We start from the raw sequence: 24,458 nt of genomic DNA on the forward strand, positions 1-24,458 counted from the left end.
GGCTGGATCAGACGTTCGCCGCGGCCACGCGCGGCCGCCCGGAGAGGGCGGGGGTCGCCCCGCCCTGCATCAGTTGGTCGAGGGACGGCAGGCGCGACACCGGCCCTATCGCGGCGAGCGTCGGCACGGCATCGACGAAGGTCGTCTGCGCCAGACCCGCCAGCCGCTCCGCCGTGATGGCGGCGAGCCGGTCGAGAAGCTCCGTGTTGCTGATGATGGCGCCGTTGAACATGAGTTGACGGGCGATCTGCCCCGCGCGCGAAGCCGGGCTCTCCTGGCTCATCAGAAGGCTGGAGCGCATCTGCGCCCGAGCCCGCACGACTTCCTTCTCGGTGATGCCCTCGGCGGCACGGACCAGTTCTTCGACGATCACCGGCGCGAGCTCGGCAAGCTCTTCCTCGCCGGTCGCAGCATGGACGCCGAAGATGCCGCAGTCCGAAAAGCTCCAATGGAAGGCCGAGATGGCGTAGCAGAGGCCCCGCGTTTCCCGCACTTCTTGGAACAGGCGGGACGACATGCCGCCGCCTAGGATGATGGAGAGAACCTGTGCGGAATAGAAGTCGCGCTGGTAGTAGGGTCGGCCCTTGAAGCCGAGCACCATCTGCGCGTCGGACAGGTCGCGCTCCTCGCGGAACTCGCCGCCGGTATAAAGCGCGGGCGTGCGTTCGATCCCGCCAGGGCTGCTGGCGATCTCGGCGCCGAAGGCGGCGGAGACGCGATCCACGATGTCCTGATGCGACACCGCGCCGGCGGCCGAGACCACCATGCGATCCGGCCCGTAATGGCGCTTGAGATAGTTGCGCAGGTCTTCGGGCGTGAAGGAGCGCACGCTGTCGCGCGTGCCCAGGATCGGGCGGCCAATCACCTGCGATTCGAAGGCGCATTGCTGAAAATGGTCGAAAACGATGTCGTCCGGCGTATCCTCGGCGGCGCCGAGTTCTTGCAGCACGACCTGTTGCTCGCGCTCCAGCTCTTCCTCGTCGAAGCGCGAATCGAGAAGGATGTCCGACAGGATGTCGAGCGCCAGCGGCACGTCGTTCTTCATGACCCGGGCGTAGAACGCCGTGGTCTCGACGCTGGTGGAGGCGTTCAGCTCGCCCCCGACATCCTCGATTTCCTCGGCGATCTGGCGCGCCGTGCGGCGCGTCGTGCCCTTGAAGGCCATGTGTTCGAGGAGATGCGCGATGCCATGCTCGCGCTCCGTCTCGTCACGCGCCCCGGCCTTGACCCAGACGCCCAAGGCCGCGCTTTCCAGCGTCGGCATGGTTTCGGTCGCGACCGTCAGTCCGTTGGAAAGGCGCGTGATCTCGACGCTCATGCGGCGGCCCCGTGTCGAACGGCGCGGCTGCGCTCGCGGATGTAGGTCTGGACAGCGTCGAGATCGTTCGGCAGCACGTCGAACTTCTCGTCCCGCACCATCAGGTCGGCATGGCTCGGCGGCAGCGGCGGCTCGATGCCGCACGCCGCCTTGACGGAGGCCGGGAACTTGGCGGGATGAGCGGTGCCGAGCGTGATCATCGTGACATCGCCCATGTGCCGGTCGGCCACCGAGACACCGACCGCCGTGTGCGGGTCGAGGAGATAGGCCGTGGTGCCGAGATAGCGCTTGATGGTTTCGGCGGTCTTGGCCTCGTCCGTGCGGCCGGCGTCGAATTCGGCGCGGATCCTCGCGACCATATCCTCCGGCAACGTGAAAGCACCGGACTGGCGCAGCTGCTGCATGAGGCGGCGCACCGTCTCGGCATCGCGCCCGCTCGCCTCGAACAGGAGGCGCTCGAAATTGGAGGAAATCTCGATGTCCATGGAGGGCGACATGGTGGCGTGGACGCCCTCCATCTCGTAGCGCCCGGTCTGCATCGTGCGCTCCAGAATGTCGTTCTGGTTGGTCGCGATGATCAGGCGCTCCACCGGCAGGCCCATGCGCTTCGCGGCATAGCCGGCGAAAATGTCGCCGAAATTCCCCGTCGGTACGGTGAAGGACACCGGGCGACGCGGCGCGCCGACGCTGGCGGCGGCGGTGAAGTAGTAGACGATCTGAGCCATGATGCGGGCCCAGTTGATCGAGTTGACGCCCGATAAAGCCGACTCGGCGCGGAAGCCCGCGTCGTTGAACATGGCCTTCACCAGGGCCTGACAGTCGTCGAACGTGCCTTCAACCGCGACCGGATGGACATTCGCCATGCCGGCGGTCGTCATCTGACGCTGCTGGACGGGCGAGACGCGGCCCTTGGGAAAGAGAATGAACATGTCGGTGCGGTCGCTGCCGGCGAAGGCGGCGATGGCGGCGCCGCCCGTGTCGCCCGAGGTCGCGCCGACGATCGTGGCGCGCCGCTGCCGTTTGGCGAGGACATGGTCCATCAGCCGCGACAGGAGCTGCATGGCGACGTCCTTGAAGGCGAGCGTCGGCCCGTGAAAAAGCTCCAGCACGAAATGCCGGTCGCCGATCTGCACCAGCGGCGCGACGGCGGGGTGGCGGAAGGTCGCATAGGCCTCGCGCACCATGCGCTCCAGATCGGCCGGGGCGATGTCGTCGCCGACGAAGGGCGACAGAACCTCGAGCGCCACGTCGGCATAGGGGCGGCCGGCGAAGGATGCGATCGTCTCGGGCGAGAGGGTCGGCCAGGTTTCGGGCACGTAGAGTCCGCCGTCCGTCGCAAGACCCGCCAGAAGAACGTCGGCAAAACCAAGGGTCGGAGCTTCGCCCCGCGAACTCACATATCTCAAAGATGACTCCCGTCGGCCCTTGCGGGCGGCTGGTTCCGGCATGTCGGGACGTTCGCCCTTCCCATGCCGAGACTGGTCGCAACTCGGCTGGGTGCCTGATATAGACCGAGCGACCATCCTATGGGAAGAACCGGCCGATGCATATGTCGACACGCACCCCCTTCGATCGTCTCGCGATTCTCGCGCTGGCGGGCCTCGTCAGCGCCGGCTGCAGCACCTCGGGCAGGGGGCCCGCGCCAGCGCCCGCCTCCTCGGCCAGCCTGCCCGCCTCGGCCGCCCAGGTGGCGACGGCCGGCAGCGTGCCGGACTATTGCCCGCCCGTGGCGCTGCGTGAGGGGACGGCGATCCTGCGCAAGGGCGCGGGCGACTCGATCGACTATGTCGCCTCGATCACCGGCACGACGCGCTCCTGCCGCGAGCGGGATGGCCAGTATCTTCTGGAAGTCGCCGTGACGGGACGGGTCGTGCCGGGGCCGGCGGCCAAGGGCGGCACGGTGAACCTGCCGGTGCGCGTCGCGATCGTCGACAATGGGAAGCTGGTCTACAGCCAGCTCGGCCAGCAGGGCGTGCTTCTGGATTCCAGCGGCGGCGCGGTGAACTTCACCTATGTCGATCGCGCCGTCCGCTTCCCCAAGCCGACCGGTCGCACGCTCGTGATCTATGCCGGCTTCGACGAAGGCCCGGCACCCGCGGGAGCCAAGCCGGCCGGCGCCAAGACCGCGAGCCGCTGACCCCGAAATGGGGGCGGCCGGTCAGGCCGCTTCCCAGCTCGAAAACGCGTCCACCACGCTCGGAAATTCCGACAAGCGCTTGATCACGGTCTCCGCGCCGGCTTCCGCCAGCGCGTGGCCATGGCCGGAATAGCTGTGCTGCCCGCCGGTGAAGCCGACGACGCGGCAGCCCGCCGCGACGGCCGCGGCGACGCCGTGCACGGAGTCTTCCAGCACGATCGTCTCGCGCGGCTCGGTCTCGAACTGGCGGCAGCCGAAGAGATAGACGTCCGGCGCGGGCTTGGGGCGCTTGGTGCCGACCTCGCGCGCGGCGTAGACATAGGGGCGGAACCGGTCCCAGAGCTTGGTCGGCTCCAGCACGATCTTCAGCCGCTCGGACGAGGAGTTCGAGCAGATGGCGCGCGGCAGGTCGAGCCGGTCCAGCATCTCGTGCACGCCCGCGATCGGCGTGATCTCGGCGGCGAGGCGCCGGTCAAGTTCCGCCCGCTGCCGGTCGGCATAGTCTTCGGGAAAGCGGATGCCGGCCTCGGCCGTGAGAAGTTCGAGGATCCGATCCTGCGTCAGGCCGGCGAAGCGCTCCGCGATCTCTTCCGCCGAAATCTCGTAGCCGAGTTCGCCGAGCAGCGAAGCGTCGACCTTGGCCGAGATGATCTCGGAATCCACCAGCACGCCGTCGCAATCGAACAGGATCAGGGAGAGGGCCATCGGAGCTGCCTTTCAGACGTGTGCCCGGCCGATCGGCGGCGCGGCAAGGCACTGGGAAGAACGCCGTCGGCATCGAAGGCGCAAAACAAAGGGACGGACCCGGACGGTCCTTTGGCGCCTGGACTGCCGATGCGATTTCGGGCTGTCGGCGGTCAGACACGAGATGGGGCGCCTCTAGCACGGGAGGGCGGCGGTGGCCAATCGAGCGCGAGCTTCACCGGCCATTAACCCTCTTCGGTAACCATGTTGTCTGAGGGTCGGCGGCGGATATCGGCTGCCTTTCGTGTTTTGCGTTGATGAGTGGGGGACGCCATGTCCAGGGCTGGAACGGTTCGGGTTTCTCGTTCGGGGACTTTGGCAGAGACGGGCGTTGGGCCCAGCGCGGGGGCCGGGGTGACGGCTCGTGGCGCCGGGCCGCAGGCCCTTCGCGCGCCGGGGGCGCTGTCCCCCACTGGTGCGCCGGACTGGCTCGACACCATCATCAAGGGCGACTGCGTCTCGCGCATGGCCATGCTGCCCGCCGGCAGCGTCGACGCCATCTTCGCCGACCCTCCCTACAATCTCCAGCTCGGCGGCGATCTCACCCGCCCCGATCAGTCGCGCGTCGACGCGGTCACCGAAGACTGGGACCGGTTCGAGAGCTTCGAGGCCTATGACGCCTTCACGAGAGCCTGGCTGCTGGCCGCCCGCCGGCTGTTGAAGCCGAGCGGCACGATCTGGGTGATCGGCTCCTACCACAACATCTTCCGCGTCGGCGCCATCATGCAGGATCTGGGGTTCTGGATGCTGAACGACATCGTCTGGCGCAAGACCAACCCGATGCCGAACTTTCGCGGCCGGCGCTTCCAGAACGCCCACGAGACGATGATCTGGGCCTCGCGCTCGGCCGAGGCCAAGAGCTACACGTTCAACTACGACGCGATGAAGGCGGCCAACGACGACACGCAGATGCGCTCGGACTGGCTGTTTCCGATCTGCTCGGGGGCCGAGCGGTTGCGCGCCGAGGACGGGGTGAAGGTGCACCCGACGCAGAAGCCCGAAGCGCTTCTCGCCCGCGTGATCCTGTCCTCCACCAAGCCGGGCGACGTGGTGCTCGATCCGTTCTTCGGCACCGGCACGACCGGGGCGGTGGCCAAGCGCCTGGGCCGGCATTTCGTCGGCATCGAGCGCGAGGACAGCTATATCGAGGCGGCGGCCGAGCGCATTCTGGAGGTCGAGCCCTTGTCGCCGGAAGCCTTGGCGACCAACGCCGGCAAGCGGGCCGAGCCGCGCGTGCCGTTCGCGGCGCTGCTCGACATGGGGCTGGTGCAGCCGGGCGCGGAGCTGACCTGCGCCAAGGGTCGGCACCGGGCGCATGTGCAGGCGGACGGAACGGTGCGCTGCGCGGTGGGCGAGCCGGCCTCGATCCACAAGATCGGGGCACGGGTGCAGGGACTGGAGGCGTGCAACGGCTGGACCTTCTGGCATGTGCGCGAGGGCACGCGGCTCACCCCGATCGACGCGCTCAGGCAGACCGTGCGCGACGCCATGGCCAAGGCGGGGCTGTAGGATTCTAGAACTCGGGACAAATCCTTCCGGGGTCGGCTGGGCTTAGTCTTTCCACTGTTGACTTCGTCGCGAATGTTTGGCCCTGCCGCCGGCATCGACTGCGCCTCGCTCGTTGCCCCCAACGAAAACCCCTCAACCATCCTCCACCCAGAGGTTTTGTTAGGCGCCCTCAGCCCTGCGATCAGCGTGGCTTCCGAACCGGAGCGCCGCTGAGTGCGATCTCCACCGCCTTGCGCATCAGCGTCGGCAGGCCGGCCTTGTCCAGCCGATCGATTGTCACCCAGGCGCCGAACTCAGGCGGAGCTTCTTCTACGGTTGCTTGCCAGACCTCCAACGCGAGGTCGAAATGCGTGAAACCGTGGGCAACTTCACCCGCGAGCGTCCAGTCTGCCGCGAAGGGGGCGCCCTGGCGGCCCGTCGCGCCGTCGGCCTTGGCGCTCCAATCCGTCGTAAAGGGTTCCGCCATGCCGCCGAGCATGCCCGAACTCGGCCGCCGACGCAGGAGAATGGCGCCGTCGCCACGCCGTCTCGCCACGAAGGCCGCCCCGCGCCGGGCGCGCTTGGGCTTCTTGGCCGCCTTTTTCGGAAACTCCTCCTGCCGCCGTTCGATCCGCGCCTCGCAGTCCACGCCGATCGGGCAGAGAATGCAGGAGGGCGAGCGCGGCGTGCAGATCGTGGCGCCGAGATCCATCATAGCCTGCGCGAAATCCCCCGCGCGCCTCTGAGGCGTCATGGCGGCTACATGCACGCGGATCAGCTTTCTCGACGCGGGCAGGGGCGTCTCGATCGCATGGAGACGGCTCGTCACCCGCTCGATATTGCCGTCCACCACCGGGGCCGGCTCGTCGAAGGCAATCGCGGCGATCGCGGCGGAGGTGTAGTCGCCGATCCCCGGCAATTCGCTCAAGCCTGCGGCGGTGTCGGGAAAGCGGCCGTTGCGCCGGAGCGTCACTTCGCGGGCGCAAGCGAGAAGATTGCGGGCGCGGGCGTAGTAGCCGAGCCCGGCCCAGGCCGACATCACCGCCTCGTCCTCCGCTCCGGCAAGGGCCTGGACCGTCGGCCAACGCTCGGTGAAGGCGGCGAAATAGCTTTTCACGGCCGCGACCGTGGTCTGCTGAAGCATGACTTCGGACAGCCAGATGCGATAGGGATCGGGCCGGACGCCTTGCGCTCGGTCCGCCGGCGAAACGCGCCAGGGCAGGGTGCGGGCGTGGCGATCGTACCAAGCCAGAAGCCGCTCGGAGACGGGAAGCGCCGCGCTCATGCCGCGTGCTTCGCTTGACTTCGGGCATGGGGCCGTCCATCCGACGCCACCATTTGCAAAATGCAAACGGGCTTTAAGTGCCTCGCCGAATGGGATTTGTGTTTGAAGATCGATTTCTTCGTCATCAACCTGGATCGGTCCCCCGAGCGCCTTGAAGCCGTTCGGGCGGAAGCCGCCGCGCTGGGCATCGACCTGATACGGGTCCCGGCCGTGGATGGAAAGACCGTCTCCGAGGCCGAGCAGGGCGCGCTGGACCGGGCGGGCTTCCTGCGCCGCCATGGAAAGCGGCCGATGCCGGGCGAATATGGCTGCTATGTCAGCCATGTCGCGGCACTGCGCCGCATCGCCGCCGGAGAGGCGGAGGCCGGCGTCGTGTTCGAGGACGACGTGCGCCCGCTGCCCGAGCTCATGCCCGTTCTCCAATCACTGGGCGAGGCCGACGATTGGGACGTGGTGCGCTTCGCCCATCATCGCCGGGTTCGCCGCAAGGCGATCCGCAACCTCGCGCAAGGTCGGCAGCTCTTCGCCACCTATTTCGGCCCGACCGGCAGCGCCGCCGCCTATATCGTGCGACGCGAGGCGGCCGGGCGGCTGGCCGACGCGCTCGTTCCCATGCAGCTTCCCTTCGATGTCGCGCTGGAGCGCGGCTGGGCGACGGGCTGCCGCACGCTTGACATCTGGCCCGATCTCGTCGGCTTCGGCGCTCTGTCGAAGACCAGCCTGACGCGCGAGACCCGCCGCTACGGCGCGATGAAGCTGCCGGTCTGGCGCCGCTGGCCGACGCTCCTGTTTCGCGCCGGCGATCTCGCGCGCCGCATCGGGCGCACCGCGCGCCTGCCGAGGACGCCCGCATGATCTCCGTTCGCCGCATGCTCCTCGTCCGACGACGGATCGACCCTTTGATCCTCGGCGCGGGCATTCTCTCGCTCGCGCTGATGTTGGGCGCGGGCAAGGTCGCCTTTCTGTTTTTCGCCGCGTGCGGCCTCTATCTGGTTGCGATCCGCCACCGGGTCTCTCGCCAAGCGCCCAAGGCGTTCAGCGCGCTTCTGTTGGCCTGGGCGCTCTGGCAGATCGGCCTCAGCCTCGTGCGAGGGGAGCCGGTCTCGGGCAATCGCGTCCTGTCCTATGCCGCGATCGAGTTCGCCATGGTGTTCCTGCCGGTCGGGCTCTGCCTCGTGCCACGCCCGCTTGATGCGCTGGCGACCGGCGCGCGCCTGGGGCTTGTCCTGCTGCTCGTCGCAGCGCCTATCGACTATCTCCTGTCGGACGGGCGCGTCGGGCTCGGCGCCAATGAGGCGCTGTTTGCCTTCGTGGCGGGCGTCGTCGGCGTCGCGGCGCGGCTTCCCGCACGCCGGCCTTGGCGCTGGCTGCCGAACGGCACGGGCTGGACCTATCTCTCCGCCGTGCCGATCCTGCTTTCGGGAACGCGAGCCGCCTTCGTGATCGTCGGCCTCGCCGCCCTGGTCGATCTCGTTCGACTGTTCGGCCGAGGGTTCGGCAGGCCGTCGAAGCGTGTCGTGGCGCTGGCCTTGGTCGGCCTCGCGCTGCTCAGCTATCCGGCCGGGCTGATCGTCAGTGATCGGTTCGAGAGCGGGGTTACCGAGATGCGTTCCTTCGAGGAAACCGGCAAGGTCACCGGCTCGGTGGATGTGCGCATCGTCATGTGGCGCTCGGCGCTGGCGGTGATCGGCGAGCACCCGCTGCTGGGCGTCGGCGGAACGTCCAAGATGGCGGCGGCGGGCGAGAAGGCCGGCGCGAACGGCTACATGGTCACCTACTACCAGCATCTCCACAATCTGTTTCTGGACGAGGCCATATCGAGCGGGCTGATCGGACTGGCCCTTCTCCTGTCGGTCTTCGCGGCCTTTCTCGCCACCGTCTTTCGCGGAACGCGGGATCGGTCTTCGCGGGAAGCCGCCCTGCTTCTGGTCGGTTTCCTCTTCACCTTCGGCTCGTTTCACGGCGTGCTTCTGAACGAGTGGACCCTGATCGCGTTGTTCGGCACGATGGGAACCATGCTGGCGGCGATCGGCCGGAAACCCACGCTGTCCAGGCGGATCGAGAAGCGGACCATGCGATGAGCAACGACAAGGGCCCGAGTGACAAGGGCTTGGGCGAGAAGGGCAGCGGCGAGGGCAAGAAGCGGCCACGCGGCCCGCGCCCCTTGAGCGATCTCGTGGCCGATCTGGTGGACCCGATCGTTTCCAAGAAGGCGGGCATGACCTCAGGGCTCCTTTCTGCCTGGCCGGAGATCGCGGGCCTGCGACTGGAGCAGGGGTGCCGTCCGGAAAAACTGCTCTGGCCGGCCCGGCGTAGCGAGGACGATCCGTTCCAGGGCGCGACGCTGGTGGTGGCCTGCGAGGGGGCGTTCGTCCTGCGCCTGCAGCACGAGTCGCACGAGCTGATCGCCCGGGTGAACGGCTATTTCGGCTACCCCGCCGTCGCGCGGTTGAAGATCGTCCAGAAGCCCGTGGAGCATCACCGGATCAACCGGAAGATCCCCGTGAAGCCACTGACCCCGCGCGATCAGCGCACGATCGCCGAGGCCACGGCCCGAATCGAAAGCCCGCGCCTGCGCTCGGCTCTCGAGCGCTTCGGCGAGGCGATTCTCGGTCGCAACGCCGCGGATCGCGAAAGAAACGGCCGCTAAGGCGCTTTTCACCGCGAATTGCGTCGCTTTGCGCGGTGGGAATGTTGGATTTGCCACATTCGCTACGCTAGTTCGGGCTCGGCGAAGCCGTGGGGCTTCTTTCGCAAAGGGCCGAGTTCCGACCATGACCAACCCGAACGACACGAACCGCCTGTTTCTTCGCGGCGCGGCCCTGCGCCGGCGCTCGGTCATCCTGGGCGGCGCGGCCCTTTTGGCGGTTGGAACGGCGGGCAGCGTCTTCGCCCAGAGCGCGACCACCTCTGAGGTCCCCGCCGCAACGACCCAACCCGCGCAGCCGGCGGAGCGCGCCACCAACCCTTCGGCGGCAACCGCGCCCAAACCCGAAGGTATGGTCGACGTTGCCAAGCTGATGAGCCCGCAGGCGCTGCCGGACGTGGTGATCGGCAAGGCCGATGCCCCGGTCACCATCGTCGAATACGCTTCGATGACCTGCTCGCACTGCCGCGACTTCCACTCGGAGAGCTATCCCGCGATCAAGAAGGACTATCTCGACACCGGCAAGGCCAAGCTCATCCTGCGCGAGTTCCCGTTCGACCCGCGCGCTCTGGCCGCGTTCATGCTGGCTCGCTGCGCCGGAGACGAGCGCCGCACCGCCATGGTCGACGTGATGTTCGACCAGCAGCGCGAATGGGCCGCGGCCGAGAACGCCTCCGTCGCGCTTCTGAAGATCGCGCAGCTTGCGGGCCTATCGCAGGATCAGTTCAAGGCCTGCCTCCAGAACACCGAGCTTCAGGGCAAGGTCGTGGCCGTGCAGGAAGCCGGGCAGAAGGAATTCGGCGTATCCGCCACCCCGACCTTCTTCATCAATGGCGAGAAATATGCCGGCGCCTTGTCGGCGGACGAGATGGCGGCCATCATCGAGAAGCATCTCTGATACCGAATTGACGGCGCTTTCCCATCGGAAAGTGCCGTTTCCTAGTCTGGATTCGAAAGGAATGCCGCAGCGCAGCATTGGCGCGGCGTCGCAGTTTGCGTAAAGGTAGGAGTCCGAAAGGACTGCGGCACCACCGCCGCGCCGGGGTTCCAAGATATCCGATGGCCAAGAGACTGTTCACCTTCAAACGGGGCGCAGCCGACCGCACGGCCGATGCGACGGAAGCGCTCGGGCTGAAAGGCTCCAATCTCGCGCTGCTGGCCTCGCTGGATCTGCCCGTGCCCCCCGGCTTCACGATCTCGACCTCGGCTTGGCGCGAGGCGGCTTCCGGCCCTGATCTTCCGCCGGCCCTGCGCAACGAGACGCTGGCCGCCATCGAATGGCTGGAAGGCGTGACGGGCCGCCAGTTCGACGGCGCCGACAAGCCGCTGCTGCTCGCCGTGCGCACCAGCGCGCGCGCCATCATGCCGGGGCTGGCCGACACGGTTCTCGATGTCGGCCTCAACAGCCGAACCGTTGAGAAGCTCGCGGGCGAACTCGCCGATCTCGGCTTCGCCTTCCGCTGCTACCGCCGCTTCATCGAGAGCTATTGCTCGCTAGTCTACAGCATGGACCCCGGCGAGTTCGACGATGTGGCCGATGCCGAGCGCGCGCGCGCCGGCTGGCAGGGCGCCGAGCCGCACTCTCTGGTCGACTGGCGCGCGCTGATCGCGGCCTATCTCGCCTTCGTCGAGGACGAAGTGGGCGAGGCCATGCCGCAATCGCCGCTGGAACAGCTGTACCGGGTCGTGGAGGCGAGCTTCGCCAGCTGGCGCGGCCCGGTCGCGCGCGCCTTCCGCATCGTCCACGGCATCGGCGAGAACGCGGGCCTTGCCGTCACCGTCCATGCCATGATCTTCAACGAGCGGGGCGAAAAGTCCGGCACCGGGCGCGCCCTGTCGCGCGACCTCAAGACCGGCGAGCCCTGCCTGTCGGGCGAATTCGCTCTGGGCGGGCGTGGCGGCGACGAGATCGGGCCGCAGGTTCCCCCGATCGATCTCGGCGCGGCGGATGCGGGCGCTTTGTTCCCCGCCGATCTCAAGGCGCTGGCCGACCATGCTCGCCGCATCGAGGAGCATGTCGGCGACGCCAGCGAGATCGACTTCATGGTCGGCGACGGCGAGCTCTTTTTGCTGCAGTCGCGCGTTCTCAAGCGCAGCGTGGCGGAGGGCATCCGCATCGCCGTCACCATGACGCGTGAAGGGCTGATCCGCGAGGAAGACGCGATCCTGCGCATCGAACCTTCGGCGCTGGACCAACTCCTCCACCCGACGATCGAGCGGGGCGAAGAGGTGATCGTCATCGGCAAGGGCATGCCGGCCTCGCCGGGCGCCGCCAGCGGCCAGATCGTCTTCTCCTCCGAACAGGCGATCGCCCTGGCCGGGGAAGGGCGCAAGTCCATCATGGTGCGCAACGAGACCCTGCCGGAAGACGTGCACGGCATGCATGTGACCGAGGGCGTGCTGACCGTGCGCGGCGGGACCACCAGCCATGCGGCGGTGGTGGCGCGCGGCATCGGCAAGCCCTGCGTGACCGGCGCAGGTGCGCTGCGCGTCAACGCCGAGGCGGGCACGCTGACCGCCGCCGGGCGCGTCCTTCAATATGGCGACTGGCTGACCATCGACGGAACCACCGGCGAGGTGATCGCCGGCGCGCCCAAGCTCAAGCGCCCTTCGCTCACGGGCGATTTCGCCACGCTGATGGAGTTCTCGGACCGGGCGCGGCGCATGCGCGTGCGCACCAATGCCGAAACGCCGGCCGAGGCCCGCGCCGCCCGCGCCTTCGGCGCCGAGGGCATCGGCCTTTGCCGCACCGAGCACATGTTTTTTGAGGGCGAGCGCATTTCCATGATGCGTGAGATGATCCTGGCGCGGGACGAGGCGGGCCGGCGCGCGGCACTCGACAAGCTCTTGCCGATCCAGCGATCGGACTTCATCGAGCTGTTCGAGATCATGGCCGGCATGCCGGTGACGATCCGGCTTCTCGATCCGCCGCTGCACGAGTTCCTGCCCAAGGGTGAGCAGGAGATCGCTGAGACCGCTGCGTCGCTGGGCATCAGCATCGCCGTCGTCACCGAGCGGATCGACGCGCTGCACGAGTTCAATCCCATGCTCGGCCATCGCGGCTGCCGGCTCGCGATCTCGCATCCTGAGATTGTGGAGATGCAGGCGCGCGCCATCTTCGAAGCCGCGATCGAGGCGGGCGAGCGCAAGGGCAAGGCCGTGGTGCCGGAGATCATGGTGCCGCTGGTCGGGCTGCGCAAGGAGCTCGACTTCGTGAAGGCGCGGGTGGACGAGGTGGCGCAGCTCGTCATGGCCGAGCGCAAGCGCGAGATCACCTACCTCGTCGGCACGATGATCGAACTCCCGCGCGCCATCGTGCGCGCCGACACGATCGCCGAGGTGGCCGACTTCTTCTCCTTCGGCACCAACGACCTGACCCAAACCGTCTACGGCATCTCGCGCGACGATGCGGCGAACTTCCTGTCCTCCTACGAGCGGCAGGGCATCATTGAACGCGATCCGTTCCAGACGCTCGACATCGAGGGCGTCGGCGAACTGATCGCGCTGGGCGTCGAGAAGGCGCGCCGAACGCGGCCGGACATTCCGCTCGGCGTCTGCGGCGAGCAGGGGGGCGATCCCAATTCCATCGCCTTCTTCGAGCGCACCGGCCTCGACTACGTGTCCTGCTCGCCCTACCGCGTGCCTATCGCCCGCCTTGCGGCCGCGCAGGCCGCGATCCGCTTCGAGCGGGCGCTCCGCACCGCCGCCGCGCCCAAGACCCGCACGCGGTTCTGAGGGCGGCCTGCGGCTCGGCGCGTCAGGAGCCAGCCGCCGTCCTGTACCCGGCGTTGGCTCTTCCTAGCACTGCTCCTCCCGAGCTTGGGCTGGCCTGAGGTGACCTTAGGTTAGGTTGCCGGCAACCTGTACTTGATATTTCTATCATCGGGTACAGGCTGGAGATGTCCGATGTCGTCGGTGTCGCTGATTGGAAGTGTAGCGGTGCAGTTGCTGCAGGAAGGCGCCCTTCGCGCGACGATAGCGACGGGGGCCTCGCAGGCTCGGGATGGGGCGGGCGCTGCAAATGACCGGCAGCTCTCCGGCAATTCGATCTTCGACCCGGCCGCATCCAACGCCAAAGCCCGAGTTGCGGACGCGCTGTTCGACACCACGACGGACCAGACGCAGAGGAAGCTTGCCCTGTTCGAGAAGACGTGTGACGCCCTCGGCGTGCGGAAGGACGCCTTCGCGTCTGATGCGGACTATCGCGCCGCGATCAAGGACGCCTTTTCGAAGCTCAAACTCCAAGACGATTACCCCGAGATCGTCCAGGCGATTGAAGAAAACCTTGGGCTGACGAAGCTCGGCGTCTCGCTGGAGACGGTGGTCAACGCGATTCTCAATCCGAACGGTGAAGGGGACAAGGCTTTGACCTCCGCCCTTGCGATCTTCGATCAGCTTCATCCTCAAACCAAGCCTGCCGGGTCCCGAATTCGCACCCTGTCGATCGAGAGGCTCGGGCTCTACCGCATTGGCCGGTGAGGGCCGGCGTTTGAGCAAGTGACGATAACGCGAGCGTGCGGCTGACCTCTTCGCCTCACGCTGGACAAGACCCGCATTCTCCTCAACTCTCGGACTGCAGACGCCGGGCAACGGCGCGAATCTGGGGAGGAGAGGTCGATGCTGGGACTGATGCAGGACTGGCCGCTGCTGTGCACCAAGGTCATCGACCACGCGGCGGAGCATCATGGCGGGCGCGAGGTCGTGTCCCGCTCCGTGGAAGGGCCGATCCATCGTACGACCTATCGCGACGTTCGACGACGCTCGCTGCGACTCGCCAAGCGGCTGCAGCGGGACGGGGTGAAGCGCGGCGCGCGGATCGCGACGCTGGCCTGGAACACCTGGCGTCATCTCGAATGCTGGTACGGCATTCTGGGCGCAGGGGCGGTGTACCACACGCTGAACCCGCGCCTGTTCCCGGACCAGATCGCCTGGATCATGAACGATGCCGAGGACGAGATCGTCTTCGCCGACCTCACCTTCCTGCCGATCCTGGAGGCGATCGCGCCGCGCGTGTCGAGCCTGCGCCGCGTGGTCGTCCTGACCGACGCCGCGCATCTGCCGCTCAACACGCTGGACGCCGTCCCCTACGAGGAATGGCTGGCGGAAGCGGACGAGGACTTCGCCTGGGTTCCCGCCGAAGAGCGGGATGCCGCCGGCATGTGCTACACGTCGGGCACGACGGGCATGCCGAAGGGCGTCGTCTATTCCCATCGCTCCAATGTCCTTCATTCCATGATCGCGGTTCAGCCGGACGCGATGAACATTTCCGCGCGCGACCGCGTCATGCCAGTGGTGCCGCTCTTCCACGCCAATGGCTGGGGCATCGCCTTCTCCTGTCCCATGGTGGGCGCGGCGATGATCATGCCCGGGCCGAAGATGGACGGCGCCTCCATCCACGAACTTCTGACGAGCGAGCGCGTCAGCTTCAGCGCAGCGGTGCCGACGGTGTGGATGATGCTGCTTCAGCATCTGCAGGCGACGGGCGGCGCGGTGCCGGACCTGAAGCGCGTGGTGATCGGCGGCGCGGCCTGTCCGCGCGTGGTCTGCGAGGCGTTCGAGAAGCGCTACGGCGTCGAGGTCGTCCATGCCTGGGGCATGACCGAACTCAGCCCGCTCGGCACGCTGAACGTTCCGACTGCGGACTGGGAAGGGCTGGACGACGAGGCGCTCTATCGCCTGAAGGAGAAGCAAGGCCGCGTTCCCTTCGGTGTCGAGATGAAAGTGACCGACGACCAGGGCCACGATCTGCCGCGCGACGGCCGCAGCTTCGGCCGGCTCAAGGTGCGCGGGCCGGCGGTCTCCTCGGCCTATCACAAGGGCGCGGGGGCGGAGGCCTTCGAGGCGGACGGCTGGTTCGACACGGGCGACGTCGCCCATATCGACGCCAGCGGCACGATGCAGATCACCGACCGGGCCAAGGATGTCATCAAGTCCGGCGGCGAGTGGATCTCCACGATCGAGCTCGAAAATCTTGCCGTCGGCCATCCCGACGTGACCGAAGCGGCGGTGATCGGCGTTCCGCATCCCAAATGGGACGAGCGCCCGCTTCTGGTCGTGGTGCCGCGCGAAGGGGCTTCGCTCACGCGACAAGCCATGCTCGATTATCTCAGCGGGCGCGTGGCGCGCTGGTGGATGCCGGACGACGTGGTCTTCGTGGAGGCGATCCCGCACACGGCGACGGGCAAGATCCAGAAGATGGAGCTGCGCAAGAGTTTCGCGGACTATCGCCTGCCCAGCGCCGACCCGGTGGCGTGAACTGTTGCCGATCCCGGCGATCTGCTAGAAAGCCCGAGGATCGGCGGCGGACGGCAAGCGGGGCGAGCGTGTGGCGGGACATTATCTGAGGGGGCGCAGCCGGAGCGCGATCTGGGCCTGGAACCTCGCGGCCTTCGCCTTCGCGCTTCTGCCGATCTCGGTCGGCTTCTTCCGCCTGCATCTCCTCGACCAGTCGATCCTGTCGCTGTCGCTTCTCCTGGCCGGCGGCATCGCCGCATTGGGGCTTCTCCTGGCCGTGTTCGCCATCCTCATCATCTGGCGCAGCGGCGCGCGTGGGGGCGGTCGGGCCGTTGGGGCGCTTCTGGTGGGCGGGGTGGCGGCGGCGCCGTTTCTGGGCGCGGCCTATCTCTTCACCAAATATCCCGACGGGCATGCCGCCGAAACGACCGGCATGAGCGCGGCGCTGTCCGAGACCGCGCCCGCCACCGTCTCGACCCTCGACGGCGTTCTGGTCGGGCGGGATTTCCAGGCGACGGCCGCGACCGTCTACCAAGCTGCGCGCACCGCCATGGAAAAAAGCGGAATGACGATTGCGGACGTGCGCACGCCCGACATGGCGCGGCTGGACGGCCCCGATCTCGGCGTGTCCGGCACCGTTTCGGTCCCCATCCCGACCTTGCGCGATTCGCTCAATCTGGACGACGAGGAGGAGGATGACTCGAGCGAGCCCTTCGCCGATCTCGATTCCGACGATTACACGATTCAGGCCGTCGGCTACGCCCCGCTTTTCGCCTTTCCCAGCGACGTCACCATCCGCATCGTCGAAACCGACGGCACGACCTATGTCGATCTGCGCTCCGTGTCGCGAAGCTTGGAGCGCGACCTCGGGCAGAACCGCCGGCTCATCCAGGATTTTCTGGCTCGCCTGGACGAGGCGATGAAGGTGCTCGAAGGCGTCGCGCCGGAGAGCTAAGCCACTTCGTCAGACCGGCTCGAACCGGGCCGTCAGCTCCACCCCGCCGGTCGCTGCGACGAGGCCGCGCTCGCAGAGATCTTCCAGATGGGCGAGGACCGAGAGCGCCGCCGCGCCGTGCAGCGCCTTCGGCGTGCTGCGGTAGATGGCGGAGACCATGTCGGCGACGAAGCGATCCCCGGCGCGCACGCGCTCCAGAATCGTCTGCTCGCGCATCCGGCGGTGAGCCCGCGTGGCGCGCAGGAAGGCGGCCGGCCTCTCCACCGGGCCGCCATGGCCCGGCAGATAGAGCCTGTCCGCCCGGGCCGAGAGCTTGTCGAGAGAGGCCATGTAATCGGCCATGCGTCCGTCCGGCGGCGCGACGATCGTGGTGGACCACGCCATGACATGATCGCCGGAAAACAGAAGGCCCTGATCTTCCAGCGCGAAGCTCATGTGATTGGCGGTGTGGCCGGGCGTCGCGATGCCGACGATCCGCCCCGCCGCCGTTTCCAGCGCCTCGCCGTCGCCCAGCGTGATGTCGGGCCGAAAGCTGTGGTCGGCCGCTGCATCCAGAAGATTGATCTCGCCCGGCGCCAGCGGACGCGAGGTGCGATGCGGCCCCTCCGCCACGAGCGGCGCGCCGGTGGCGTCTCGCAGCGCCGCGTGAAGACCCGTATGGTCGAGATGCGTGTGAGTCGCGAGGATCGCCTCCACGCGCCGCCCGTCGATCGCCCGTAGCAACGCGCTTAAATGCGCCTCGTCCTGCGGGCCGGGGTCGATCACCACCAGCGTCTCCTGCCCCAGGAGATAGGTGTTGGTGCCGGTGAAGGTCATCGGGCCGGTGTTGGGCGCCGTCAGTCGCATCACACCCGACGCGACCGGGACGGGGCGCCCATGCTGAGGCTGGAAGGTCGTATCGAGATCGAGGCTCATCGGCTCATGAGGTCGGACCTCGCGGGGGCCAAGTCAAGCCGCGTTTGGGCAGGCGAGATTTGAAACGAGGGCGTCCAGGCGCTATAGGGCGCCATGACCTGGACCATCGTCGCCCTTTATCGTTTCGTCGCGATCCCTGACCTGCCGGCCCTGCGCGCGCATCTCTTCGACTTCGCCAAAGCGCGCGACATCTACGGCACGCTGCTCTTGGCCGGCGAGGGGATCAATGGGACCGTGGCGGGTACCCAGGGCGCCATCACTGATCTGGTGGATGAGTTGGATCGAACCCTCGGCGTTCGACAGGGCGAGGTGAAGTTCTCAACCGCCGACGCGCGCCCGTTCGCGCGGCTCAAGGTGCGCATCCGGCCCGAAATCATCACCATGCGCGCGCCGGAGGCCGATCCGACCAAGCAGGTCGGAACCTATGTCGAGCCGAAGGACTGGAACGCGCTTCTGGCCGATCCCGATGTAGTGGTGATCGACACGCGCAACCGCTACGAAACGCGGGTCGGCACGTTCGAGACGGCGGTCGATCCCGAGATCGACAGCTTCACCGAGTTCAAGAGTTTCGTTCACGAGAAGCTCGACCCCACGCGCCAGCCCAAGGTCGCCATGTTCTGCACCGGCGGCATCCGCTGCGAGAAGGCTTCCAGTTTCATGCTGGCGCACGGCTTCTCGGAAGTCTTTCATCTCAAAGGCGGCATTCTGCAGTATCTCGAAGACGTGCCGGCCAGCGAAAGCCGCTGGCAAGGGGAGTGCTACGTCTTCGATTCGCGCACGGCCGTCGGGCACGAGTTGGAGCAGACCGCCCAATGGGGCCGGTGCTTTGGATGCGGCGAACCCGTCACCGTCGAAGAGCAGGCCGATTCGGCCTATGAGCCCGGCGTTTCCTGCCCGCACTGCATCGACCGGCTGACGCCGGAGCGCGCATATGCTCTAAGGATGCGCCAATCCCAGATGACTCAGGGGAAATAGCAAGGCAGCCTTGTGGAAAGCGGTGGAATATCCGTCTTTTAGCTGCCGCAAGATTCGTTTTTCACTGCGCTGCAACAAATATCGATTAGATCGACTTCGATCCCCAACTGGTGAGCGGAGGCGTCTATGCAAGCGTTTCGTGATCGCAAAATGCACGTGGCCGGCGCAGCCGGTCTCTGTGCGACGGCAGCTTTTCTTCTCTACGACCGAATCGACATCATCCCCTTCGCGCGCGGCGCGACGGACATTCGGCACGAGATTTCCAGCCTTCAAGAAACACTTCCCGCCGAGCAGGGCGACGGCAGCGTTCTGGAGGAAGTGACCTTCGACGGGCGCGTCGTCACGCTGCAATTCGTGGCGGACGAACGGGTGGGCATGGATGCGTGGCGCACACGCGACGAGTCCCGTCGCTGCCAAATGTGGAAGAAGGCGCTTCGCGCGCGTCAGGTCACGTCGGTGGAATATCGCTACCGCGCGGCGGGCAGCGTTTCCTCGGTCTTCATCGACCGGGCCGTCTGCGGCTGACGAGAGTTAGACTATCCGGCCGGCGCTAGCGCCAGCCGGATGTGGATCGTTCGGGATCAACTCGTCTTCAACGCCTTGACGATCTCGTCCGCATTGTTGCGGAACATGTCGAGATAGGTCGAGGCCGGGCCGCCGGCGGGCGAGAGTGCGTCCGAGAACAAGGCGCCGCCGACCTTGGCGCCGGTCTCGCGGCTGATCTGATCGATCAGGCGCGTGTCGGAGATGTTCTCCACGAAGACGGCACGGATCTTCTGCGCGCGGATCTGGTCGATGATCTTGGCGACATCCTGGGCCGACGCCTCGGCTTCGGTCGAGACACCCTGCGGCGCCAGGAAGCGCACGTGATAGGCTTGGCCGAAATAGCCGAACGCGTCGTGCGAGGTGACGATCAGCCGCTGATCCTCGGGAACCGTGTCGATCTCCGCGCGGATCTTGCCGTCCAGCGCTTTGATCTCGGCGATGTAAGCCTCTCCACGCTTGCGATAATCGCTGGCATGGGCCGGGTCGGCCTTGGCGAGCCCGTCCGTGATGTTGCGCGCGTAGATCGCGCCGTTCGTCAGACTCTGCCAGGCATGCGGGTCGACCGACCCGTGGTCGTGCCCATGGTCATTTTCGTGCGCGGCCTCTGCCGTCTTCTCGCCGGCGTGCTCGTGCGCCTCTTCGGCTTCCTCGAGCGCCTGCTCCTCGGGCGTCAGTTCGCGAGGCTTCACGCCGGTAGAGGCGATGACCGCCTCCCCCGAGAAGTCCGAGGTCTTCACGAGGCGCGGCATCCAGCCTTCAAAGTTGAGGCCGTTCTCGACCAGAACCTTGGCCTCGCCCAGGGCCTTCGCGTCGCGCGGCGTCGGCTCGAACACATGCGCGTCGCCGTTCGGGCCGACCAGCGTCGTCACCGCGACGTCGTCGCCGCCGATGCGTTTGACCATGTCACCCAGAATCGAGAAGGAGGCGACGACCTTCAGCGGTTCCGCGAAGGCAGGCGAATAGGCCAGCGCCGAGGCGGCGAGCGCCAGCGCGAGGGAAAGCGAGCGAGTTGTCATCGATAGGTCCTCGAAGGACGGCCGGGTTCAGATGGGGCGGCGGAGCTGAATGCTTCTCGCCATGACGCTGTCGATCCGGCCGACAAGGACCGAAAGCGCGTAGATCACGCTGGCCGAAAGGATGATGGCCGGCGATGCGGGCAGGTTCTGATGGAAGGAGATCAGAAGCCCGACATAGGAGGAAACGATGCCGATGGCCGACGACATGATCATCTGGCCGGTGACGCTGGCGGACCAGAAGCGGCTCGCCGTCGCGGGCAGCATCATAATGCCGACCACCATCAAGGTTCCCAGCGCCTGGAACCCGCCCACGAGATTGAGCACCACGAGCGAGATGAAGGCCATGTGGACGAAGCCGCCGCTGCCGCCGACCGCGCGCAGGAACTGCGGGTCCAGGCATTCGGCGACGAGCGGTCGGTAGAGAAGGGCGAGAAGAACGAGCGTGGCGGTAGCAATGCCGGCGATCAGCAGGATCGCGGGATCGTCCAGCGCTAGGACCGTGCCGAACAGGACGTGAAGCAGGTCGACATTCGAGCCGTGGACGGACACCAGCAGCACGCCGATGCCGAGCGAGGCGAGGTAGAAGGCTGCAAAGCTCGCGTCCTCCCGCAAGGCAGTGAAGCGCGACACCATGCCAGCCAGGCCTGCCACGAGCAGCCCCGTCACGATGCCGCCGACCGTCATCGCGAACAGCGAGAAACCGGCGATCAGGAAGCCGACGGCCGCGCCCGGCAGGATCGCGTGGGACATCGCGTCGCCCACGAGGCTCATGCGCCGCAGAACCAGGAGGACGCCGAGCGGGCAGGCGCCGAGCGACAGCGCCAGACAGCCCACCATGGCGCGCCGCATGAAGCCGTAATCCGCGAAGGGGCTGGCGAAGAACTCGACGAGGGTCATGCCGCGACGCTCCCGAACGGATCGGCCCAGCGCTCCGACAGGTTGCGCGCTTCCCGCAAGCGCTCCTTGGTGAGCACCTCCGCCGTGCGCCCCCAGCCGATCAGCTCGCGGGCGATCAGCAGCGTTTCGGGGAAGTGCTCGCGCACCAGATCCATGTCGTGGAGGACGGCGATGATCGTGCGCCCTTCCGCATTCCAGTTGCGCACGATCTGCAGGAGATCGGCCGTCGTGCGCGCGTCGATCGCGGTAAAGGGCTCGTCCAGAAGCAGGAGCTTGGCGTCCTGCACCAGCATTCGGGCGAACAAGGCGCGCTGCAACTGGCCGCCGGACAGCGAGCCGATGGTGCGCGCTTCGAACCCTTCCAGGCCGACCGCGCGGATCGCCTCGCGGACTCGGTCGAGATAGCGCCCCGCGATGCTGCCGAAGAAGCCGACCTTGCGCCACGTGCCGAGCGAGACGAGATCGATGACGTCGATCGGGAAGCTGCGGTCGATTTCCGCGCTCTGCGGGAGATAGGCGACGTCGCGCCGCGAAATGCCGTCCAGCCGAATGCGCCCGCGCGAGACCGGCACGATGCCCATCAGGCCCTTGAGAAGCGTCGATTTTCCGGCGCCGTTCGGCCCGACGATCGCGGTGAGCGACCCCGGCGCGAAGCGGCCGGACACCTGGCTTACGGCCGGATGGCGGCGATAGGCCAATGTCAGATCGTCCAGCGAGACCGAAGCGTCCATTGCGATCAAGCCCAGAGAACCAGGGCGACCAGCACCCACAAGACGACGATCGGCCCGGCCAGGAACGCCAGACGCTGCGCGGCGGAGCGGCGCAGGGCGGAAGGGCGAAGTGTCGGGGAGGGAGTGGAGCGTTGCAACATGGGATCGGAGCCAGACATCGTGCTGAACTGTTATAACGTAACAACGCCGATTTCCAGTGGCCGCCTGACAGATTCTTGACCGCGCAGATCGAAACCCGCGATTTCCGGTTGTTCAACGAAAAAAGCCCGGGTGCGTGACCCGGGCTTTGAAAGTTTGGAACGCCAGCGCACCGCTTCTGGCCGCGCTTTGGCCGTCGTGTATCGCGACGCCTAGCGGGCGATCGCGCGGCTAGGAACGATTGGCCCGTTCAGGCCTTCGGCGGGCGCGGGCGGCGGGGCTTGGCGCCGGCGGGCGGCGGGCCGCGACGCTCGGGCCGGTCCCCACCCGCCGCCGGGCGACGGTCGGGCTTGCTGAAGCCGCCCGGCTTCTTGCCGGTGCGCGGGCGCTCCGGGGCGCGCTCGCCCTTCGGCGGGGCCTCGGCGGTCGAGATTGTGATGTCATCGTCCAGGCCTTCTGCGCTCGCGGCAAACCGCTTGGCGGCGGCCTCGACGATCTCGAACCGCGTCTCGCGATCGAAGATGCGGATCGCGCCGATATCTTCGCGCGTGATCTTGCCCCGGCGGCAGAGAAGCGGCAGCAGCCATTTCGGGTCGGCGTTGTTGCGCCGGCCGATATCCATGACAAACCACGAGGTCGGGCCGACGTCGCGGCTGCGCGGCGCGCGTTCCTCGCGCTCCGGCCGGTCGTCACGCCCGTCGTCATCGCGGCGCGGTTTCATGCCGCGCGGCTCGCCTGGATCGTAGACATCCTCCGGCGAGGGCAGGCGCTGATTGTAGAGCCGCGCGAAGGCGCCGGCGATCTGCTCGGGAGAGCAGCGAGAAACGAGCTCGCGGACCATGTCCTGGTCCTCCTCGCTCGGCTCTTCCGTGAGGATCGGGTCGGCCAGAAGCCGCTCGCGATCCAGCGCGCGGATTTCGTCCGCCGAAGGGGCGCCGCTCCAGACCGGCTTGATGCGTGCGTCCGCCAGGAGGCGCTCGGCCTTGCGGCGGCGCGACAGCGGCACGAGCATGACTGACACACCCTTGCGACCGGCGCGGCCGGTGCGCCCGCTGCGGTGCTGCAGCGTTTCGGCGTCGTTCGGCAGTTCGGCGTGGATGACCAGCGTCAGGCTCGGCAGGTCGATGCCGCGCGCGGCCACATCGGTCGCCACGCAGACGCGCGCCCGGCCGTCGCGCAGCGCCTGAAGCGCCTGGTTGCGCTCGGCCTGACCGAGTTCGCCAGACAGCGACACGGCGGCGAAGCCCCGATCCACCAGCCCGGTGTGGAGATGGCGAACCTGCTCGCGCGTGTTGCAGAAGACGATTGCGGCCGGCGCTTCGGCCTGCCGCAGAAGGTTGACCACGGCGAGTTCCGACTCGGTCGGCGCGATGCGCACGGCCCGGTATTCGATGTCGGCATGGCTCGAGTTGCGCGCGCTCGCCTCAATGCGCACCGCGTCGCGCTGGTAGCGCTTGGTCAGCGTGATGATCTGCTTGGGAAGCGTCGCGGAGAAGAGCAACGTGCGTCGCTCGTCCGGTGTCGCCTCCAGGATGAATTCGAGATCTTCGCGGAAGCCGAGATTGAGCATCTCGTCCGCCTCGTCCAGCACGACGACGCGCAGGCCGCCGATTAGGAGGCGACCGCGCTCCAAATGGTCGCGCAGGCGGCCGGGCGTGCCGACCACGATATGGGCGCCACGCTGCAGCGAGCGCTGCTCGGCGCGCGGATCCATGCCGCCGACGCAGGTGACGATGCGCGCGCCGAACCCGGCATATAGCCAGTCGAGCTCGCGCTGCACCTGCAGCGCCAGTTCGCGCGTCGGCGCGACGACGAGCGCCAGCGGGTCGCCCGCTTCGGGCAGCCTGTCCGCTCCGCGCAAGAGCGTCGAGGCGAAGGCGAGGCCGAAGGCGACGGTCTTGCCCGAGCCGGTCTGAGCGGACACGAGAAGATCGCGCTCGGCGACTTCGGGCGCGAGGACCGCGTCCTGAACGGGCGTCGGGTCCTGATAGCCGCGTTCTTCGAGAGCGGCGGAGAGGGCGGGGTGTGTCGGGCGGAAGGGCACCGGAATTCCTTGAAGATTGTGCCGTTCCATCGAACTGCGGTCAAACCGACCGCCGCCCCCTGTCATGGCTCCATTGTGGCATGGAACCGTGATCCCGCTCGGGGGCACACGATTCCATTCGCGGAGCGGGGCATGTGTTCCGGTGCGCAGGGCAAGCCAGAGTGTCGCCTCAACCGCGAGAATGCGCCGTCTATAAGCACAAACGCCAGGGAAAGGCGACCCCCGACTTGAAAGCCGGTAGGACTTGTCGAGCGCGCGAGAGAAGAGAGCTGGTTTCTACATCGCTAGGGCGATGTTCAAGGCCGTCAGCCAGAACAGGGACGACACCAACATACCGATGGTGAGGCCGCGGCCCATCGCAAGCGGATCGGTCATCTTTCGCATCGTG

22 protein-coding genes are annotated in these 24,458 nt (G+C 67.3%); 12 read left to right on the forward strand and 10 right to left on the reverse strand.

Annotated features, from left to right (window positions below; all coding sequences use genetic code 11):
* Window positions 1–7 precede the first annotated feature (7 nt).
* Window positions 8–1,318 carry a M16 family metallopeptidase gene (locus M673_RS09500; protein ID WP_061975653.1) on the reverse strand — a complete coding sequence of 437 codons (1,311 nt, stop codon included), beginning with the start codon at window positions 1,316–1,318 and terminating at the stop codon, window positions 8–10.
* The gene (gene thrC / locus M673_RS09505) at window positions 1,315–2,724 is read right to left on the reverse strand and encodes a threonine synthase (protein WP_061975655.1); all 1,410 of its coding nucleotides are present in this window, start codon (window positions 2,722–2,724) and stop codon (window positions 1,315–1,317) included. Before thrC ends, M673_RS09500 begins: the two co-directional genes overlap by 4 nt.
* 143 nt (window positions 2,725–2,867) lie before the next feature.
* On the opposite strand from thrC, the gene M673_RS09510 reads away from it, so the two are divergent.
* Window positions 2,868–3,455 carry a hypothetical protein gene (locus M673_RS09510; RefSeq protein WP_148640011.1) on the forward strand — a complete coding sequence of 196 codons (588 nt, stop codon included), beginning with the start codon at window positions 2,868–2,870 and terminating at the stop codon, window positions 3,453–3,455.
* Between the two features lie 21 nt (window positions 3,456–3,476).
* On the opposite strand, the gene M673_RS09515 is transcribed toward M673_RS09510, so the two are convergent.
* The gene (locus tag M673_RS09515) at window positions 3,477–4,160 is read right to left on the reverse strand and encodes an HAD family hydrolase (RefSeq protein WP_061975659.1); all 684 of its coding nucleotides are present in this window, start codon (window positions 4,158–4,160) and stop codon (window positions 3,477–3,479) included.
* Window positions 4,161–4,601: 441 nt separating this feature from the next.
* Between M673_RS09515 and M673_RS09520 the strand changes: the two genes are divergently transcribed.
* Window positions 4,602–5,708, forward strand: a complete 1,107-nt coding sequence (locus tag M673_RS09520) for a site-specific DNA-methyltransferase (RefSeq protein ID WP_061977768.1) — start codon at window positions 4,602–4,604, stop codon at window positions 5,706–5,708.
* Window positions 5,709–5,889: 181 nt separating this feature from the next.
* Here the strand turns inward: M673_RS09520 and M673_RS09525 are convergent, their stop codons facing one another.
* The gene (locus M673_RS09525) at window positions 5,890–6,972 is read right to left on the reverse strand and encodes an A/G-specific adenine glycosylase (RefSeq protein WP_061975661.1); all 1,083 of its coding nucleotides are present in this window, start codon (window positions 6,970–6,972) and stop codon (window positions 5,890–5,892) included.
* Between the two features lie 102 nt (window positions 6,973–7,074).
* Between M673_RS09525 and M673_RS09530 the strand changes: the two genes are divergently transcribed.
* The 8 genes from M673_RS09530 to M673_RS09565 all read left to right on the forward strand — a co-directional run bounded on the left by M673_RS09530 (window position 7,075) and on the right by M673_RS09565 (window position 16,808).
* Window positions 7,075–7,827 carry a glycosyltransferase family 25 protein gene (locus tag M673_RS09530; RefSeq protein ID WP_061975663.1) on the forward strand — a complete coding sequence of 251 codons (753 nt, stop codon included), beginning with the start codon at window positions 7,075–7,077 and terminating at the stop codon, window positions 7,825–7,827.
* Complete coding sequence (locus M673_RS09535) at window positions 7,824–9,053, forward strand: O-antigen ligase family protein (protein WP_061975665.1); 1,230 nt, start codon at window positions 7,824–7,826, stop codon at window positions 9,051–9,053. Before M673_RS09530 ends, M673_RS09535 begins: the two co-directional genes overlap by 4 nt.
* Window positions 9,050–9,622 (forward strand): DUF721 domain-containing protein, encoded by a 573-nt coding sequence (locus M673_RS09540; RefSeq protein ID WP_061975667.1) that lies wholly within the window; start codon window positions 9,050–9,052, stop codon window positions 9,620–9,622. The genes M673_RS09535 and M673_RS09540 overlap by 4 nt, the downstream gene beginning before the upstream one ends.
* A gap of 124 nt (window positions 9,623–9,746) precedes the next feature.
* On the forward strand, window positions 9,747–10,517 hold the full coding sequence (locus tag M673_RS09545) for a DsbA family protein (protein ID WP_061975669.1): 771 nt from the start codon (window positions 9,747–9,749) through the stop codon (window positions 10,515–10,517).
* A 161-nt stretch (window positions 10,518–10,678) separates the two neighbouring features.
* The gene (ppdK, locus tag M673_RS09550; RefSeq protein WP_061975671.1) at window positions 10,679–13,354 is read left to right on the forward strand and encodes a pyruvate, phosphate dikinase; all 2,676 of its coding nucleotides are present in this window, start codon (window positions 10,679–10,681) and stop codon (window positions 13,352–13,354) included.
* Between the two features lie 171 nt (window positions 13,355–13,525).
* Entirely contained in the window at window positions 13,526–14,098 is a 573-nt protein-coding gene (locus tag M673_RS09555; protein ID WP_061975673.1) for a hypothetical protein, read from the forward strand.
* A 138-nt stretch (window positions 14,099–14,236) separates the two neighbouring features.
* On the forward strand, window positions 14,237–15,874 hold the full coding sequence (locus tag M673_RS09560; protein ID WP_061975675.1) for a long-chain-fatty-acid--CoA ligase: 1,638 nt from the start codon (window positions 14,237–14,239) through the stop codon (window positions 15,872–15,874).
* Window positions 15,875–15,944: 70 nt separating this feature from the next.
* Window positions 15,945–16,808 carry a DUF1499 domain-containing protein gene (locus M673_RS09565; RefSeq protein ID WP_061975677.1) on the forward strand — a complete coding sequence of 288 codons (864 nt, stop codon included), beginning with the start codon at window positions 15,945–15,947 and terminating at the stop codon, window positions 16,806–16,808.
* Between the two features lie 9 nt (window positions 16,809–16,817).
* On the opposite strand, the gene M673_RS09570 is transcribed toward M673_RS09565, so the two are convergent.
* Window positions 16,818–17,723 (reverse strand): MBL fold metallo-hydrolase, encoded by a 906-nt coding sequence (locus M673_RS09570; RefSeq protein ID WP_061975679.1) that lies wholly within the window; start codon window positions 17,721–17,723, stop codon window positions 16,818–16,820.
* A 93-nt stretch (window positions 17,724–17,816) separates the two neighbouring features.
* On the opposite strand from M673_RS09570, the gene trhO reads away from it, so the two are divergent.
* Together trhO and M673_RS09580 are read left to right on the forward strand one after the other, a co-directional pair.
* Window positions 17,817–18,698, forward strand: a complete 882-nt coding sequence (gene trhO, locus M673_RS09575; RefSeq protein WP_061975681.1) for an oxygen-dependent tRNA uridine(34) hydroxylase TrhO — start codon at window positions 17,817–17,819, stop codon at window positions 18,696–18,698.
* A gap of 156 nt (window positions 18,699–18,854) precedes the next feature.
* A complete protein-coding gene (locus M673_RS09580) occupies window positions 18,855–19,223 on the forward strand; it encodes a hypothetical protein (protein ID WP_148640012.1) in 369 nt (122 codons plus the stop codon).
* Window positions 19,224–19,279: 56 nt separating this feature from the next.
* Here M673_RS09580 and M673_RS09585 read toward each other — a convergent pair whose 3' ends face one another.
* The 5 genes from M673_RS09585 to M673_RS09600 all read right to left on the reverse strand — a co-directional run bounded on the left by M673_RS09585 (window position 19,280) and on the right by M673_RS09600 (window position 24,070).
* Window positions 19,280–20,260 carry a metal ABC transporter substrate-binding protein gene (locus M673_RS09585; RefSeq protein WP_061975684.1) on the reverse strand — a complete coding sequence of 327 codons (981 nt, stop codon included), beginning with the start codon at window positions 20,258–20,260 and terminating at the stop codon, window positions 19,280–19,282.
* Window positions 20,261–20,287: 27 nt separating this feature from the next.
* Window positions 20,288–21,157 (reverse strand): metal ABC transporter permease, encoded by an 870-nt coding sequence (locus M673_RS09590; RefSeq protein ID WP_061975686.1) that lies wholly within the window; start codon window positions 21,155–21,157, stop codon window positions 20,288–20,290.
* Window positions 21,154–21,888, reverse strand: a complete 735-nt coding sequence (locus M673_RS09595) for a metal ABC transporter ATP-binding protein (RefSeq protein ID WP_061975688.1) — start codon at window positions 21,886–21,888, stop codon at window positions 21,154–21,156. The genes M673_RS09590 and M673_RS09595 overlap by 4 nt, the downstream gene beginning before the upstream one ends.
* Window positions 21,889–21,893: 5 nt before the next feature.
* On the reverse strand, window positions 21,894–22,046 hold the full coding sequence (locus M673_RS24600; RefSeq protein ID WP_156421083.1) for a hypothetical protein: 153 nt from the start codon (window positions 22,044–22,046) through the stop codon (window positions 21,894–21,896).
* A gap of 230 nt (window positions 22,047–22,276) precedes the next feature.
* The gene (locus M673_RS09600; RefSeq protein ID WP_443111183.1) at window positions 22,277–24,070 is read right to left on the reverse strand and encodes a DEAD/DEAH box helicase; all 1,794 of its coding nucleotides are present in this window, start codon (window positions 24,068–24,070) and stop codon (window positions 22,277–22,279) included.
* Window positions 24,071–24,458: the final 388 nt, after the last annotated feature.

The sequence above is a fragment of the Aureimonas sp. AU20 genome, from assembly GCF_001442755.1.
GTDB lineage: Bacteria > Pseudomonadota > Alphaproteobacteria > Rhizobiales > Rhizobiaceae > Aureimonas.

Bases quoted from the DNA above. Each gene is read 5' to 3' on its own strand.
- M673_RS09500 (WP_061975653.1), bottom strand. From the start codon at position 1,318: ATGAGCGTCGAGATCACGCGCCTTTCCAACGGACTGACGGTCGCGACC.
- M673_RS09510 (WP_148640011.1), top strand. From the start codon at position 2,868: ATGTCGACACGCACCCCCTTCGATCGTCTCGCGATTCTCGCGCTGGCG.
- M673_RS09515 (WP_061975659.1), bottom strand. From the start codon at position 4,160: ATGGCCCTCTCCCTGATCCTGTTCGATTGCGACGGCGTGCTGGTGGAT.
- M673_RS09525 (WP_061975661.1), bottom strand. From the start codon at position 6,972: ATGAGCGCGGCGCTTCCCGTCTCCGAGCGGCTTCTGGCTTGGTACGAT.
- M673_RS09535 (WP_061975665.1), top strand. From the start codon at position 7,824: ATGATCTCCGTTCGCCGCATGCTCCTCGTCCGACGACGGATCGACCCT.
- M673_RS09540 (WP_061975667.1), top strand. From the start codon at position 9,050: ATGAGCAACGACAAGGGCCCGAGTGACAAGGGCTTGGGCGAGAAGGGC.
- M673_RS09545 (WP_061975669.1), top strand. From the start codon at position 9,747: ATGACCAACCCGAACGACACGAACCGCCTGTTTCTTCGCGGCGCGGCC.
- ppdK (WP_061975671.1), top strand. From the start codon at position 10,679: ATGGCCAAGAGACTGTTCACCTTCAAACGGGGCGCAGCCGACCGCACG.
- M673_RS09555 (WP_061975673.1), top strand. From the start codon at position 13,526: ATGTCGTCGGTGTCGCTGATTGGAAGTGTAGCGGTGCAGTTGCTGCAG.
- M673_RS09560 (WP_061975675.1), top strand. From the start codon at position 14,237: ATGCTGGGACTGATGCAGGACTGGCCGCTGCTGTGCACCAAGGTCATC.
- M673_RS09570 (WP_061975679.1), bottom strand. From the start codon at position 17,723: ATGAGCCTCGATCTCGATACGACCTTCCAGCCTCAGCATGGGCGCCCC.
- trhO (WP_061975681.1), top strand. From the start codon at position 17,817: ATGACCTGGACCATCGTCGCCCTTTATCGTTTCGTCGCGATCCCTGAC.
- M673_RS09585 (WP_061975684.1), bottom strand. From the start codon at position 20,260: ATGACAACTCGCTCGCTTTCCCTCGCGCTGGCGCTCGCCGCCTCGGCG.
- M673_RS09590 (WP_061975686.1), bottom strand. From the start codon at position 21,157: ATGACCCTCGTCGAGTTCTTCGCCAGCCCCTTCGCGGATTACGGCTTC.
- M673_RS09595 (WP_061975688.1), bottom strand. From the start codon at position 21,888: ATGGACGCTTCGGTCTCGCTGGACGATCTGACATTGGCCTATCGCCGC.
- M673_RS24600 (WP_156421083.1), bottom strand. From the start codon at position 22,046: ATGTCTGGCTCCGATCCCATGTTGCAACGCTCCACTCCCTCCCCGACA.